Source organism: Dyella sp. BiH032 (genome assembly GCF_031954525.1).
Classification (GTDB): domain Bacteria; phylum Pseudomonadota; class Gammaproteobacteria; order Xanthomonadales; family Rhodanobacteraceae; genus Dyella_D.
This window is the reverse complement of sequence record NZ_CP134867.1, coordinates 118,448-132,165: the sequence shown is the minus strand read 5'-3', so window position 1 is coordinate 132,165 and position 13,718 is coordinate 118,448. Positions and strand designations below refer to the sequence as shown.

Below are 13,718 nucleotides of genomic sequence, written 5' to 3'. Positions count from 1 at the left end.
GCGATAATTTCATGCGTGTCGATGAAATGACCGCTAAGCGGCCTTCCGGCGCGAATGTGCATAAGTCGCGCCGTGCGGCGCGCGTGAAGATAGCGCCAAGACGTCACGGTCCTGTCATGCCGCGCCGCGACAATGCCGCCCGTACCCCAGGCACCCTCCCCGCTGACGGGTATGCGAGAAGCCGTGACTCTCACCCTCCCCAAAAACGGCCTGACGGCGCGGTCCCCACCGCGCCGTTATTTTTTCGGGTCCCGGGTAACCAGGGACGGATTACAGCATGCCCAGTGCGGCCATCGAGACGGGCTCGTCGGCACCCACGATCAGGTGGTCCAGCACGCGCACCTCGATAAGCTGCAGGGCTTCGCGCAGGCTGCGGGTGATGGCGTGATCCGCGCCGCTGGGTTCGGCTACGCCCGATGGATGGTTGTGGGCGAGGATGACGGCGCTCGCGTTGTGCTTGAGGCAGGCGCGCACCACTTCGCGCGGATGCACGCTGGCGCTGTCCACGGTGCCGCGGAAGAGTTCCTCGAAGCCCAGCACGCGATGGCGGTTGTCGAGGAAGAGGCAGGCGAAGACCTCGTAGGGCAGATGCCGCAGGCGCGCGCGCAGGAATTCGCCGCTGTCGCGCGGATTGCGCAGCGAGGTGCCGGCGACCAGCCGCTCGCCCAGGGCGCGGCGCGCCAACTCCAGCGCGGCGATCAGGCGGGCGCGCTTGGCCGGGCCGATGCCGGTGAGCTTCGTGGTCCGGACGGGATCGGCCAGCAAGGCATGCAGGCCGCCGGCCGCGGTGAGCAGCTGGCGGCCCAGGGTGAGCGCGTCGGCGCCGGCGACGCCGGTGCCCAGCAGCACGGCAAGCAGTTCGGCGTCCGACAGGGCTTCGGTACCGCGTTGCAGGAGTTTTTCGCGGGGGCGTTCGCCCTCCGGCCAATGGCGGATGCTCATGCCGCTACCTTGCCCGGCCCATGCCGGCGCGTGCAGCAGAGGACGGAGTCGATTCCGGTAAGCTACGCGTCCGCCCGTTTGTCAGGCCGTTCCTACATGCAACTTGCCAACCGTCGCATCCTGCTCGGCGTGTCGGGCGGCATCGCCGCCTACAAAGCCTGTGAACTGGTCCGCCGATTGCGCGACCTGGGTGCGCTGGTGCGCGTGGTGATGACGGAGAGCGCCACGCATTTCGTGAGCGCCACCACATTCCAGGCCCTGTCCGGCGAGGCCGTGCGGGTAAGCCTGTGGGACGAGCAGGCGGAAATGGCGATGGGCCACATCGAGCTGGCGCGCTGGGCCGAGCGCATCCTGATCGCGCCGGCGAGCGCCGACCTCATCGCCCGCCTGGCCCATGGCCTGGCCAACGACCTGCTGACCACCCTGTGCCTGGCCAGCGCCGCGCCGCTGTACGTCGCGCCGGCGATGAATCAGCAGATGTGGGCGCACCCGGCCGTGCAGGAGAACGTCGATACGCTCCGCCGCCGCGGCGTGCATCTGCTGGGGCCGGCTTCCGGCGACCAGGCCTGCGGCGACATCGGTTCCGGCCGCATGCTCGAACCGCTGGAGCTGCGCGAGGCGCTGGTCGCTTCCTTCGGCGACGGCTCGCTGCGCGGACTGAAAGTGGTGGTCAGCGCCGGCCCGACCTACGAAGACATCGATCCGGTGCGCTTCATCGGCAACCGCAGTTCCGGCCGCATGGGTTTTGCCGTCGCGGCGGCGGCGGCGGATGCCGGGGCCCAGGTGACCCTGGTCGCCGGCCCGGTCCATATGGAAACGCCACGCGGCGTGGCTCGCCGCGTGGACGTGCGCAGCGCGGCCGACATGCATGCCGCGGTGCTGGCGGCGTCGGCGGGTGCGGACATCTATGTCGGCGCAGCCGCCGTGGGCGATTACCGGCCGGCCAGCGTGGCTGACCGGAAGATCAAGAAGCACGACGGCGCGGGCCTGACCCTGGCGCTGTCGGAGAATCCGGACATCCTGGCCAGCCTCGCTGCGCAAACCGTGCACCCTTTCCTGGTCGGATTCGCCGCGGAAACGCATGATGTGGCGGCATACGCGCAGGACAAACTCCAGCGCAAGGGATTGGATATGATCGCCGCGAACCTGGTGGGGGACGGCCTCGGGTTCGAGGCCGCGGACAACGCATTGAACGTGTACTGGGCGGGCGGCTCCGTCGAGCTGCCGCGCTGTGGCAAGGACGAACTGGCGAGCCAGCTGGTCGCGCAGATCGCGCAGCGCTACAAGGCGGTGCGCTCGTGACGGTCCGGCCAGGCATGGTCGACGTCGAACTGAAGATCCTTGACCCGCGGCTGGGCGATGCCATCCCGCTGCCGCAGGCGGCCACCGCCGGCAGCGCCGGCATGGATTTGCGCGCGGCCATCGACGAACCGCTGACGCTCGCGCCCGGCGAAAGCGCACTCGTGCCCAGCGGCATGGCCATCCACATCGGCGATCCGGGCTGGTGCGCGTTGATCGTGCCGCGCTCGGGCCTGGGCCATAAACACGGCCTCGTGATGGGCAATCTGGTAGGCGTGATCGACGCCGACTACCAGGGTCCGCTGATGATTTCCTGCTGGAACCGCGGCGCGCAGCCTTACACCATCGGCGTGGGCGACCGCATCGCCCAGCTGCTGCTGGTGCCGGTGGCGCAGGCGCGCTTGAACGTGGTGGCGGAATTCAAGCCTTCGCAGAGGGGCGAGGGCGGCTTCGGATCGACCGGCGTCAACTAGAAAGCCTGCAGAGGGGACAGGGCCATGGCGATGGACTTCGCGAGGGGACTACGCGAGCGGTCATTCGACTGGCGGCGGCTTTTGCCGCTGGCCGGCGGCACGCTGCTGGTCGTGGGTGGGCTGTTCTGCGCGTGGCAGACCTGGCTGATCGCCGACGAGGACAGCGCGATCGAGCGCGTGCACCGCGCACAGGACCAGCTGGTGCAGTCGCTTGGCGAAGAGCTGGCGCGGCAGCGGCATGCCCTGCAGCAGGTGCTGGACACGTTGGATCCCGTTGCCGTACAGGCGGACCCGGTCCAGATGGCGACGCTGGTGCGCGGGAAGCTTCCACAGGCCAGGGCGGTCGAGTTCTACAGTGGCGCGCTGGACGAGGTACTGCACGCCAACTACCGAGACTTCGGCTATGCCAAGGCCGCGCAGCTGATGGCGGCGCAGACGGCCGAAGGCGACACGCTTGCGCAGACCTTGCCCAAGGGCACCAGCGGCGAGCGCTGGCTGACCTTCGTATTGCCCATGGGGGCGCGGCAGCGTCCCAGCGCCTGGGTCTGGTTCGAACTCCCCTTTGCCCCGATCGAGGAACGTTTCAACGCCGTTCCGCCCGAAGGCGGCAGACTTGAACTTCGCCAGGGCGACGACCGCGGCGACCGGCGCCTGCTCGCGAACGGTTCCGCCTCCGCGTCGAGCGAGGCCCATGGCAAGCCGGTGGCCGGCAGCAATCTGAACGTGGTGGCGGCGCTGCCCGGTGCCTACATCGTCTTGCCAAAGTCCGTGCTATTTGGCGCGTTGCTGACGCTGCTGGGCTTGGGCGGAGGCGCTTATCTGTGGTGGCTGCGCGGTCACCTGCCTGGCCAGAAGAAGACATCAAACGAGGAACCGATTTTGTCCGACCTGATCGACAATCTGCCCGAACCGGCCAAGCCGGAAGCCCGCCCCGCCAAGCCCCCGGCCCCGCCTGCGCCGGCTCCGGTGACCGTGGACCCGAGCATCTTCCGCGCATATGACGTGCGCGGCATCGTCGGCAAATCGCTGACCGCCGAGGTGGCGCGGCTGCTCGGGCAGTCCATCGGCACGCTGATGCGCGAGAAGGGCCTGCACGAGATCGTGGTCGGCCGCGACGGTCGCCTCTCCGGTCCCGAACTGGCAGGCGCGCTGGCCGAAGGCTTGCGCCAGGCGGGCATCGATGTGATCGACATCGGCGCCGTCCCGACCCCGGTCGTCTACTACGCCGCCTATCGCTTCAATACGGGCAGCGGCGTGGCCGTTACTGGCAGCCACAACCCGCCGGACTACAACGGCTTCAAGATCGTCGTGGGCGGCGAGACGCTTTCGGAGGGCGCGATCCAGGATCTGTACCGTCGCATCGCCGCGAACGAGCTCGAGCGCGGCGGCAAGGGTAGCCTGCGCCATATCGACGTCGTGCCGGACTACATCGAGCGCATCACCTCCGACGTGCAGGCCGGGCGCCGCATGAAGGTGGTCGTCGACTGCGGCAACGGCATCCCGGGCGCCGTCGCGCCGCAGGTGCTCGAGGGCATCGGCTGCGAGGTGATTCAGCTCTACTGCGACGTGGACGGCACCTTCCCGAACCACCATCCGGATCCGTCCGACCCGCACAATCTCGAAGACCTGATCGAGGCCGTGCGAGCGACCGGCGCGGACCTGGGCGTCGCCTTCGACGGTGACGGCGACCGTCTGGGCGTGGTCACCAAGAAAGGCGAGATCATCTTCCCGGACCGCACCCTGATGCTGTTCGCGCGCGACGTGCTGTCGCGCCAGCCGGGCGCGACCATCATCTATGACGTGAAATGCACCGGCCATCTCAAGGGCCAGATCCTGGACGCCGGCGGCAGCCCGCTGATGTGGCGCACGGGCCACTCGCTGATCAAGAGCAAGATGCGCGAGACCGGCGCGGAGCTGGCCGGCGAGATGAGCGGCCATTTCTTCTTCAAGGAACGCTGGTACGGGTTCGACGACGGCATTTATGCCGGCGCGCGCCTGCTGGAGATCCTCGCCGGCGACCTGGATGAGCGTACGCCGGAGGAGATCTTCGCGACCTGCCCCAAGGGCGTGTCCACGCCGGAACTGAAGATCGAGATGAAGGAAGGCGAGCACTACAAGTTCATCGAGAAGTTCCGCCAGAGCGCGACCTTCGGCGATGCGGCACTCACCACCATCGACGGCGTGCGCGCCGACTGGCCGGATGGCTGGGGCTTGGTGCGTCCGTCCAATACCACGCCGATCCTGGTGCTGCGTTTCGATGCGGACAACGATGCCGCGCTCAAGCGCATCCAGCAGGTGTTCCGCGAGCAGCTGCACGCGGTGGAGCCGGGTCTGAAGCTGCCTTTCTGAGTCTCGACCTCGCGCGCATAAAAACGCCACGCTATGCGTGGCGTTTTTCTTTGCCCGGTAGGGAGGGCTTACTTGTCCTTGGCCTGGGCCGCTTTCAAGTCGCGGTAATGCTGCAGCTGCTGGGTCATGCGGGTGCTGGCCGCGTCGCGGGCCGCTTGCTGGCGGTCCAGAGCCGTACGCTGGCCGGCCACGACGTTGCGCTGCTTGGCGATGCTGTCGTTCAGAAACTTCGGTACCGGCTGCTTGGCGCGCTCCAGGTCACCGGCACGGGTGAGTAGATCCGTCAGCGCTTTTTCCTGGCTGTGCAGGTTGATCTGCGTGGTGCGGATTTGCTGATCGATATTGTCGATTTCCTGCTGCAGCGAAGCCTTGTAGTCCGCCTCGTTGGGATAGGCAGACAGCATCTGCGAATCGTTGCGTGCCTGCTCCTGGGCCGCCCGTTGCTGCGCGGCCTGCTCGTCGGCGGCCTTGCGGGCGGCGGCCCGCTCTTCCGGGTTGAGCTGGCGGCCAACGTGCTGAATGACCAGGCCACGATCGTTCACCACGTCGTAGCCGTACTTGATCGCTTCGCTGGTCAGGCTGTCGCTGTAGTGCGGCAGGCCTTGGCCGTCGTGCCACTTGTAGCGCACGCCGTTGTTGCTCTGGTTCTGCGCGTGGGCGCAGGCGACGGCCACGAGGCCGGCAAGGATGAGGCTGGTTCGACGCATGGACTTCCCCCTGGAGAGCGGGAGTATAGCCTTGGCATGGTCATAGTCCGGCGAAGGCGTCTTCGCGGATGTGACGCCGTTCGCTCCATGCGCCATGGCTTACGCGGCCACGCCGTAGCGTTCGCGATAGGCCTGCAGGCGTTGGTATTCGTCCGCCAGATCCGGCCGCTCGCCGGCATAGGCCATGACGTCGGCAAGGCTGGTGATGGCGATGACGGGGATGCCGAATTCGGCGGTCAGCTCCTGCGCCGCGGACCGCGTTCCCTGCCCGCGCTCCTGGCGGTCCAGCGCGATCAGCACGCCCGCCGGCGTGGCGCCCTGCGCCCGGATCAGCGCCAGCGATTCGCGCACGGCCGTGCCGGCGGTCATCACGTCGTCCACGATCAGCACGCGACCCTGGAGCGGTGCACCGACCAGGACGCCGCCTTCGCCGTGGTCCTTGGCCTCCTTGCGGTTGTAGGCCCAGGGGATGTCGCGGTCGTGCTGATCCGCCAGCGCGATGGCAGTCGCCGCCGCGAGGGGAATGCCCTTGTAGGCGGGTCCGAACAGCATGTCGATTTGCACGCCCGAGTTGACGATGGCCGACGCGTAGGCGCGGCCCAGCCGGGCGAGCGCGGCGCCGGAATCGATGCGGCCCATGTTGAAGAAGTAGGGGCTCAGGCGGCCGGATTTGAGCGTGAACTCGCCGAAGCGCAGCACGTCGCGCTGCAGGGTGAGTTCGATGAAGTCGCGCTGGTAGTCGTGCACGGCGGAGGTCTCGGTCAGGCGAATGTTACGGGAGCCGGAGCCACATCAGATGCTGCGGCCCGGAGCGGCCGCCATGGTACAGCGCCCCGCTGTCCTCGAAGCCGGCACGGCGGTACAGCGCCAGCGCCGGCAGATTGCGGCAGTTCACCGTCAGCACCAGCAGGCGCGCTTCCGGGTGGCGTTCCGCCAGGTCTCCGACCAAGGCGGCGATGGCCTGGGCGCCGAAGCCGCGGCCTTGCCAATCGGTGCCGATGAAGAATGAGCGCAGGCCCACCGCGGGCATGGCGTAGTCGCGTTCGGCGATGGTGCTGGCGTGGTGTTCGATGCGGTAATAACCCACGGCCGTGTCGCCGTGCAGGATCGCCATCGGCGTACTGCCGTGGCTGAGTTCCGCGTCGGCCAGCGAAGCCTCGATCGGGCTGACGAAGGCGTATTGATCGGGGTGCACGCGCAGGGCCAGCACCGCGGGTCGGAGCCCTGGGGTGACCGGCGCGACGCGGATGGCGGGCGGTTCGGACATGATTGCTATGATGGCGCATCACACGAGGAACCCGCATGCGCATCATCAGCCTGAACGCCAATGGCATCCGCTCGGCCGCCAACAAGGGCGTGTTCGACTGGCTACGCAAGCAGAAGGCGGACGTGGTCTGCCTGCAGGAAACCAAGGCGCAGGAAGATCAGCTCAGCGATCCCATGTTCCGGCCGGACGGCCATCATTGCTTCTACCGCGACGCCAGCACCAAGAAGGGTTACAGCGGCGTGGCGATCTACGCCAAGCGCGAACCGGATCAGGTGCTGACATCACTGGGCTGGGCGCCGTTCGACGACGAGGGGCGGTATATCGAGGCGCGTTTCGGCAACCTGAGCGTGGTGTCGCTTTACGTCCCCTCCGGCTCCTCGGGCGACGAGCGACAGCAGTTCAAGTTTCAGGTCATGGACTGGATCACCCCGATCTTCCAGCAGTGGCTGGAAAGCGGGCGCGACTACGTGATCTGCGGTGACTGGAACATCGTCCACACGAAGAACGACATCAAGAACTGGACCTCGAACCAGAAAAATTCCGGCTGCCTGCCCGAAGAGCGCGCGTGGCTCGATCTACTGTTCAAGGAGCGCGGCTGGGTGGACAGCTTCCGCGCGATCAAGCCCGACGCTGTGGAATACACATGGTGGTCCAATCGTGGGCGGGCGCGCGAGAACAACGTGGGGTGGCGCATCGACTACCAGGTGGTGACGCCTTCGCTGCGGGAACGCCTGAAGTCGTGCTCGATCTATCGCGACGAGCGGTTCTCCGACCACGCGCCGTATACGGTCGATTATGCCGACTGAGGCCGGGTCGGAAGCGGCAGGCAAGGCTTCCATCTGGCGGGCGTTCGCGCAGCCCTCCGCATGGACGATGTGCCTGCTGGGGTTTTCCTCGGGCCTGCCGTTTCTGCTGGTGTCCTACACCTTGTCGTTCTGGCTCAAAGAGAACGGCATCGTGCTGAAGGACATCACGATGATCGCGAGCGCTGGCATGACCTACGCGCTCAAGTTCTTGTGGGCGCCCTTGCTGGATCACTGGCGCCTGCCGCTGTTCGCCCGGCTGGGTCAGCGGCGCGGCTGGCTGTTGCTGGCCCAGCTGGGCGTGGTGGTCGGGCTGCTGTTGATGGCCATGCTCACGCCGAAGCAACTGGTGCCCTTCGTGGCGGCTACGCTGCTGGTCGCCTTCATGGGTGCCACGCAGGACATCGCAGTCGATGCCTATCGCATCGAGATCGCGCCGCCTTCGGCGCAGGGCGCCCTGGTAGCCACCTATGCGCTGGGTTATCGGTTCGGGTTGCTCGTGTCCAGCGCGCTGGCGCTGATTCTCGCCGATCACATGGCATGGGCTCCGATCTATGTACTGATGGCGGCGGCGATGGCGCTGCCGATCCTCACCACGCTGAGGATGCGCGAGCCGGAAGTGCGCCGCGCGGCGCCTTCGACCTGGGAGGAGGCAATGCGCGAAGGGATCATTGAGCCCTTTACCGATTTCTTCCGGCGCTACGGTCTGCATCTCGCCTTGCTGACGCTGCTTTTCATCCTGCTGTTCAAGATCCCGGAGCAGGCGATCATCGGCGGCATCATGGGGCCGTTCTATCGGGACATGGGATTCTCCAAGACCGAGATCGGCACCGTAACCAAGCTCTATGGCACCTGGATCGGCATCCTCGGTGCCTTTGCCGGCGGCGCCGCGGTGGCCCGCTGGGGCGCATGGCGGACGCTCGGCGCATGCATCGTGCTGGGCGCGGTGAGCAACTTGCTCTACCTGTTCCTGATCGCTCACCAGGGCCAATTGGTGATGCTGACCCTGGCCATATCCGGGCAGAACTTCTTCGAGGGCATGCTCGGCCCGCCGACGGTCGCTTTTCTCTCGATGCTGGTGAATCGCCAGCACACGGCGACGCAATATGCCCTGCTCAGTTCACTGGTGAACCTGCCGGGCAAGGTGCTTGGCTTCTTTGCGGGAGGCATCGTGGCCGTGTCGGGGTATGGCGGGTATTTCATCATCACCGTGCTCGCTGCGCTCCCGGCTATGGCGCTGTTTGCCTATCTCTGGCCTTCCCATCGGAGGACGGAGCAGGCCAGGGAGGCTGAGGCACCCGGCTAGGCGTAGTTTCTCCGGGTCGGCCATCGGGATTGCCAACCATGCCGCGAATTCGCCCGGATGGCCGACTTGCAAGGAGGCCCGCGTCTGTACACCATGACGCCGGTCAGGGGGCTCATGCGTGGAACGGAGAAGCGCCTGTGCCGGACATCGTGATTCGCCATATCGATACCCTCATGGCCGAGCGCATCAAGTCGCTGGCCAAGGACCGTCAGTGGTCCATCAATGACGTGGTGCTCCATGCGCTGCGGCATGGCTTGGGCATGGCGCAGCAAGGCAATGTGTTCGCGGAAACCATGCTCGATCCGGGCGAACTGACCGTGCTCAGCGGCCAGTGGGACGCGCGTGAGAAGGCGGTGTTCCAGGAGGCCGTGCAGGCGCTTTCCCTGGCCCGGCCTACGCAGCTTTCCCCGGCCCAGCTGGCCTTGTCCGACGAAACCTTAGGCTGAGGCGGGATAGACCGCGCCCAGGACGCGCGGTCCGCGGGCGCCCGTGACGGCGGGCAGGTTACCCGGGAGCCCCAGCAGGCGTTGCCGGGCAAGCCAGGCGAACGCCATGGCCTCCAGATAATCCGGGTCGACGCCTTCGTCGGCCGTGCTGCGCACTGCGCGCGGCTTCAGCAAGGTGGCCAGCCGTTCCATCAGCGCGCTGTTGTGCACGCCGCCGCCGCAGGCCAGGACTTCCGTGGCGTCAGGGGCGTGGCGGTCGACCGCGTCGGCCACGCTGCGCGCCGAGAGTTCCAGCAGGGTGGCTTGTACGTCGGCGGGTGAAAGCAGGGACAGTCGTGTCTGCTGCTCCAGCCAGGCCAGATGAAAATGTTCCCTGCCCGTGCTCTTGGGGGGAGGAAGCGCGAAGTACGGGTCGGCCAGCAAGGCTGCGAGAAGTTCGCTGTCGACCGAGCCAGCGCGCGCGAACGCCCCATTCCGGTCGAATGCCTCGCCGCGATGCCGAAGGCACCAGGCGTCCATCAGGCCGTTGGCGGGTCCGGTGTCGAAGCCGAAGACGCGGCCATCCGCGGCTAGCACCGTGATGTTCGCGATGCCGCCAAGGTTGAGCACCACCCGGGTGCGGCCGGGTGACCCGAGCAGCATGGCGTGTACCGCCGGCAGCAGTGGTGCGCCCTGACCACCGGCGGCGACATCCGCGCGACGGAAATCGGCCACGACGTCGATGCGGCAACGCTCGGCGATCACCGACGGATCGCCTACCTGCAGCGTGAAAGGGTGTTCGCCATGGGGGCGGTGGCGCAGGGTCTGGCCGTGCGAGCCGATCGCCCGTACCTCGGCCGACGTTGTGCTGCTGTCTTCCAGCAAGCGCAAGGTCGCGGCGGCGAAGCATTCGCCGATGGCGACGTCGAGGCGGCCGTAAGCATCCAGGTCGAGCCGCGTCTCGTCCTGCGCCATCGCCAGGATGCGCGTACGCAGCTCGTCGGGCCAGGGATGGGTGAGGGCGGCGAGAAGCCGGGGTCGGTCGCGTTCGAAGCGAACCAGCGCGGCGTCGATGCCGTCCGCGCTGGTTCCTGAGATCAGTCCGATATAAAGCGCCGAAGCATCATCCACGTGCTGGCTCAGTCGTCGTTGCGCTTGGAGCCGTCCACGCGGGCCAGCTTGATGTTGTTGTCCAAGGTTTTCAGGCGGGCGAGCTGCGGCTGCACCACCTGGGACTTGAACCTCGCCAGCTGCACTGCCGGCAGCGGCTCGGGCTTGGGCAGTGTGACCTTCTGCGGGTCGCGCTGCACATCATTGACGCGGAATTCGTAATGCAGATGCGGGCCGGTGGCCAGGCCCGTCATGCCGACATAACCGATCACCGATCCCTGGCTGACATGCTGGCCCACTTTCACGTTGGCAAATTTGGACATGTGGCCGTAGGCGGTGCTGATCGAGCTGTTGTGCTGGACGATCACGAAGTTGCCGTAACCGTTCATCCATCCCTTGTACTTGATCACGCCGTCGCCGGCTGCGTGGATGGGTGTGCCAGTGGGCGCCGCGTAGTCCACGCCCTTGTGCGCACGCATCAGGCCCAGCACCGGGTGCATGCGTGCGGCGCTGAACTGCGAAGAGATACGAGTGAAGTCGACGGGAATACGCAGGAACGACTTCTGCAGCGGGCGGCCATCCTCGCTGAACCAGCCGTAGGAGCCGTCGTCCTTCTTGAAGCGATAGGCCGTGTAGCGCTGACCCTGATTGACGAATTCGGCGGCGACGATGTCGCCTTCGCGCAGGTAGCCGCCATCGCGATAGATGTCGTCGTAGATTACCGTGAAGGTGTCGCCTTCGCGCAGGTCCTGCACGAAGTCGATGTCGTACTTGAAGAGATCCGCCAGCTTGAGAACCATCGCCGTGCTCATGCCGGCCTTGGCGCCGGCGGCGAACAGCGAGCTGTCGATGGCGCCGTGTGCGACGTGTTCGCGGCGCTCCACTTCGCGGGCCTGAGCTACGACCGTGGGCTTGTCGCCGTCGAAGCGTACCGTGACGCGGCTGGCTTCGTCCTTGTCGAAGCGGATGCCGCGCAGGCTGCCGTCGTTGGCGAGAAGGAAGTCGAATTCCTGGCCGGGACGAATGTTGTGCAGTGCCTTCCCTGCGTCGCCGGCTTCGTCCATCACATTCTGCAGATCGGCGAGGCTGAGCCCCTGGCCCTGGAAAATGTCGGAGAGCGTCTGACCGGGGCGAACCTGCACGATGCGCCAGTCTTCCACCGTGGGCGTCCGGACCGTGGTGGGCAGCGCCTTGGGCAGGGCGAGCGGGAGGAAGGCGTGGGCGGAAGAAACGGGGTCGGGCCGCATCGCGCTGGCCCAGGCGGGAATGATGAAGCCGGAAAGCGCGGTGAGCAGGAGCGCCGTGCCGGCAAGCATCCATCGCTCACGATGCCAACGGATGGGCTCGGCCTCGTTGTGATTGCAGAACGACCAGTGGGAGAAGCGTTCGTAGAAGTGAGAGTGCCTGCGCTGCGCCTTTCGACGGATAGCCTGCTTGCGCGCCGTGCGCGCGATCTTTCTTGCCTCTCCCATGCCCTGCGTGCCCCGCGGTACAAATTTATGTAATGCGGCGTACCATAGCGGCCCTGTGCAAAGGGCGTCAATGCCTTTCCCATCAAGGGTTTGCGCGAGTTTTCTGATTAACGCACAATTAACGCCACGACGTGGCGGCCGTCGCTTCTTTGGCCGCCGAATAACCGGGATCCGAGGAATACATGAGCGAGCTTGAGCAGGCGCTGGCCACCATCGCGCGCGGCGCCGACGAAATTATCAAGCAGGAAGAGCTGGTCGAGCGCCTCAAGAAGGGGAGGCCGCTGCGCATCAAGGCGGGTTTCGATCCGACGGCACCGGATCTGCACCTTGGTCACACGGTCCTGCTGAACAAGATGCGTCAATTCCAGGACCTCGGGCATCAGGTGATTTTTCTCATTGGCGACTTCACCGGCATGATCGGCGACCCGACGGGCAAGAACGTCACTCGCAAGCCACTTACGCGTGAGGACGTGCTAGCCAATGCCGAGACGTACGCCGAGCAGGTCTTCAAGGTGCTTGACCGCGAAAAGACCGAACTTCGTTTCAACTCCGAATGGTTCGGCAAAATGACGGCTGCGGACATGATTCGCCTGGCGGCGCAGCACACGGTGGCACGCATGCTCGAGCGCGACGACTTCGCCAAGCGGTATGCGGTGCAGCAGTCAATTGCGATCCACGAATTTCTCTATCCGCTGGTGCAGGGCTACGACTCGGTCGCGCTCAAGTGTGACGTCGAGCTGGGCGGCACGGACCAGAAGTTCAATCTGCTGATGGGGCGCGCGCTGCAGGAGCACCATGGGCAGCCGCCGCAGATCGTGCTGACCATGCCATTGCTGGAAGGCCTGGATGGCGTGCACAAGATGTCCAAGTCGCTTGGCAATTACATTGGCATCAACGAGCCAGCCATCGACATCGTTACCAAGACGATGAAGATCGGCGACGAACTGATGTGGCGATGGTTCGAATTACTGAGCTTCGAGGTATCGCTGGACGAGATCGCGCGTATGAAGCGCGAAGTGGAAAGCGGTGCACTGAACCCGCGCGACGCCAAGCTGCGCCTGGCGCGCGAGCTCGCCGCCCGGTTCCAGGGCGCGGCGGCGGCTGAGCAAGCGATCGCCGGCTGGCATGCGGTGGTGCGGGGTGAGGGCGACACGAGTCTGCTGCCGCTTACCGAGATTTCGGTGCCGACCGAGGGGTTGCGCTTGCCCGCACTGCTCACGGCTGCGGGGCTGACGGCAAGCAACTCGGAAGCGAACCGCAAACTCAAGGAGCGCGCCGTGCGTATCGACTCTGAAGTCGTGGAGGATCCGCAACAAACGTTCGGACCGGGCTTTGAGGCTGTGCTCCAGGTTGGTAAGCGCAACTTCGCGCGCGTGGCGCTCAAGCTCGGTTGACGGCAACGCGCGGTGGCCTCTAGGTCATCGCGCGCTGGTCTTTTCGTCCCTGCGCTTGTCAGAACAAGCGCTTACAAAAAACTTCAAAAAAATTCACGAAATCGCTTGCCAAACAGGTAGGCCCTCCCTAGTATTCGCCACCCCGCCGCGACGGCTTCCCCGCAACGGCAA

At 66.0% G+C, this 13,718-nt stretch carries 13 protein-coding genes; 7 read left to right on the top strand and 6 right to left on the bottom strand.

Features of this window, described 5'->3' with window-relative positions; translation table 11 throughout:
- Positions 1-270: 270 nt before the first annotated feature.
- Positions 271-942, bottom strand: a complete 672-nt coding sequence (gene radC / locus RKE25_RS00540; RefSeq protein ID WP_311840323.1) for a DNA repair protein RadC — start codon at positions 940-942, stop codon at positions 271-273.
- A gap of 96 nt (positions 943-1,038) precedes the next feature.
- On the opposite strand from radC, the gene coaBC reads away from it, so the two are divergent.
- The 3 genes from coaBC to RKE25_RS00525 are packed head-to-tail and all read left to right on the top strand — an operon-like array spanning position 1,039 to position 5,063.
- On the top strand, positions 1,039-2,244 hold the full coding sequence (gene coaBC / locus RKE25_RS00535) for a bifunctional phosphopantothenoylcysteine decarboxylase/phosphopantothenate--cysteine ligase CoaBC (RefSeq protein ID WP_311840322.1): 1,206 nt from the start codon (positions 1,039-1,041) through the stop codon (positions 2,242-2,244).
- 14 nt (positions 2,245-2,258) lie between these two features.
- Positions 2,259-2,714, top strand: coding sequence for a dUTP diphosphatase (dut, locus tag RKE25_RS00530; protein WP_311842293.1), 456 nt, complete (start codon positions 2,259-2,261; stop codon positions 2,712-2,714).
- A gap of 24 nt (positions 2,715-2,738) precedes the next feature.
- Positions 2,739-5,063 (top strand): phosphomannomutase/phosphoglucomutase, encoded by a 2,325-nt coding sequence (locus RKE25_RS00525; protein WP_311840321.1) that lies wholly within the window; start codon positions 2,739-2,741, stop codon positions 5,061-5,063.
- A 68-nt stretch (positions 5,064-5,131) separates the two neighbouring features.
- Here RKE25_RS00525 and RKE25_RS00520 read toward each other — a convergent pair whose 3' ends face one another.
- From RKE25_RS00520 to RKE25_RS00510, 3 genes are all read right to left on the bottom strand, one after another.
- Entirely contained in the window at positions 5,132-5,770 is a 639-nt protein-coding gene (locus RKE25_RS00520; RefSeq protein WP_311840320.1) for a DUF4124 domain-containing protein, read from the bottom strand.
- A gap of 99 nt (positions 5,771-5,869) precedes the next feature.
- Entirely contained in the window at positions 5,870-6,517 is a 648-nt protein-coding gene (gene pyrE / locus RKE25_RS00515) for an orotate phosphoribosyltransferase (RefSeq protein ID WP_311840319.1), read from the bottom strand.
- Positions 6,518-6,542: 25 nt separating this feature from the next.
- Positions 6,543-7,037, bottom strand: coding sequence for a GNAT family N-acetyltransferase (locus tag RKE25_RS00510; protein WP_311840318.1), 495 nt, complete (start codon positions 7,035-7,037; stop codon positions 6,543-6,545).
- A gap of 35 nt (positions 7,038-7,072) precedes the next feature.
- Between RKE25_RS00510 and RKE25_RS00505 the strand changes: the two genes are divergently transcribed.
- The 3 genes from RKE25_RS00505 (at position 7,073) to RKE25_RS00495 (ending at position 9,592) form a co-directional block, all read left to right on the top strand.
- Positions 7,073-7,843 carry an exodeoxyribonuclease III gene (locus tag RKE25_RS00505; protein ID WP_311840317.1) on the top strand — a complete coding sequence of 257 codons (771 nt, stop codon included), beginning with the start codon at positions 7,073-7,075 and terminating at the stop codon, positions 7,841-7,843.
- 67 nt (positions 7,844-7,910) lie between these two features.
- Entirely contained in the window at positions 7,911-9,146 is a 1,236-nt protein-coding gene (locus RKE25_RS00500) for an MFS transporter (protein ID WP_311842292.1), read from the top strand.
- A gap of 137 nt (positions 9,147-9,283) precedes the next feature.
- Positions 9,284-9,592 carry a hypothetical protein gene (locus tag RKE25_RS00495; protein WP_311840316.1) on the top strand — a complete coding sequence of 103 codons (309 nt, stop codon included), beginning with the start codon at positions 9,284-9,286 and terminating at the stop codon, positions 9,590-9,592.
- Here RKE25_RS00495 and RKE25_RS00490 read toward each other — a convergent pair.
- Entirely contained in the window at positions 9,584-10,702 is a 1,119-nt protein-coding gene (locus RKE25_RS00490; RefSeq protein ID WP_311840315.1) for an anhydro-N-acetylmuramic acid kinase, read from the bottom strand. The genes RKE25_RS00495 and RKE25_RS00490 overlap by 9 nt on opposite strands.
- Before the next feature lie 8 nt (positions 10,703-10,710).
- Positions 10,711-12,153: a peptidoglycan DD-metalloendopeptidase family protein gene (locus RKE25_RS00485; RefSeq protein WP_311840314.1), complete on the bottom strand. Its 1,443-nt coding sequence runs from the start codon at positions 12,151-12,153 to the stop codon at positions 10,711-10,713.
- Between the two features lie 182 nt (positions 12,154-12,335).
- Between RKE25_RS00485 and tyrS the strand changes: the two genes are divergently transcribed.
- Positions 12,336-13,547, top strand: a complete 1,212-nt coding sequence (tyrS, locus tag RKE25_RS00480) for a tyrosine--tRNA ligase (RefSeq protein ID WP_311840313.1) — start codon at positions 12,336-12,338, stop codon at positions 13,545-13,547.
- Positions 13,548-13,718 lie beyond the last annotated feature (171 nt).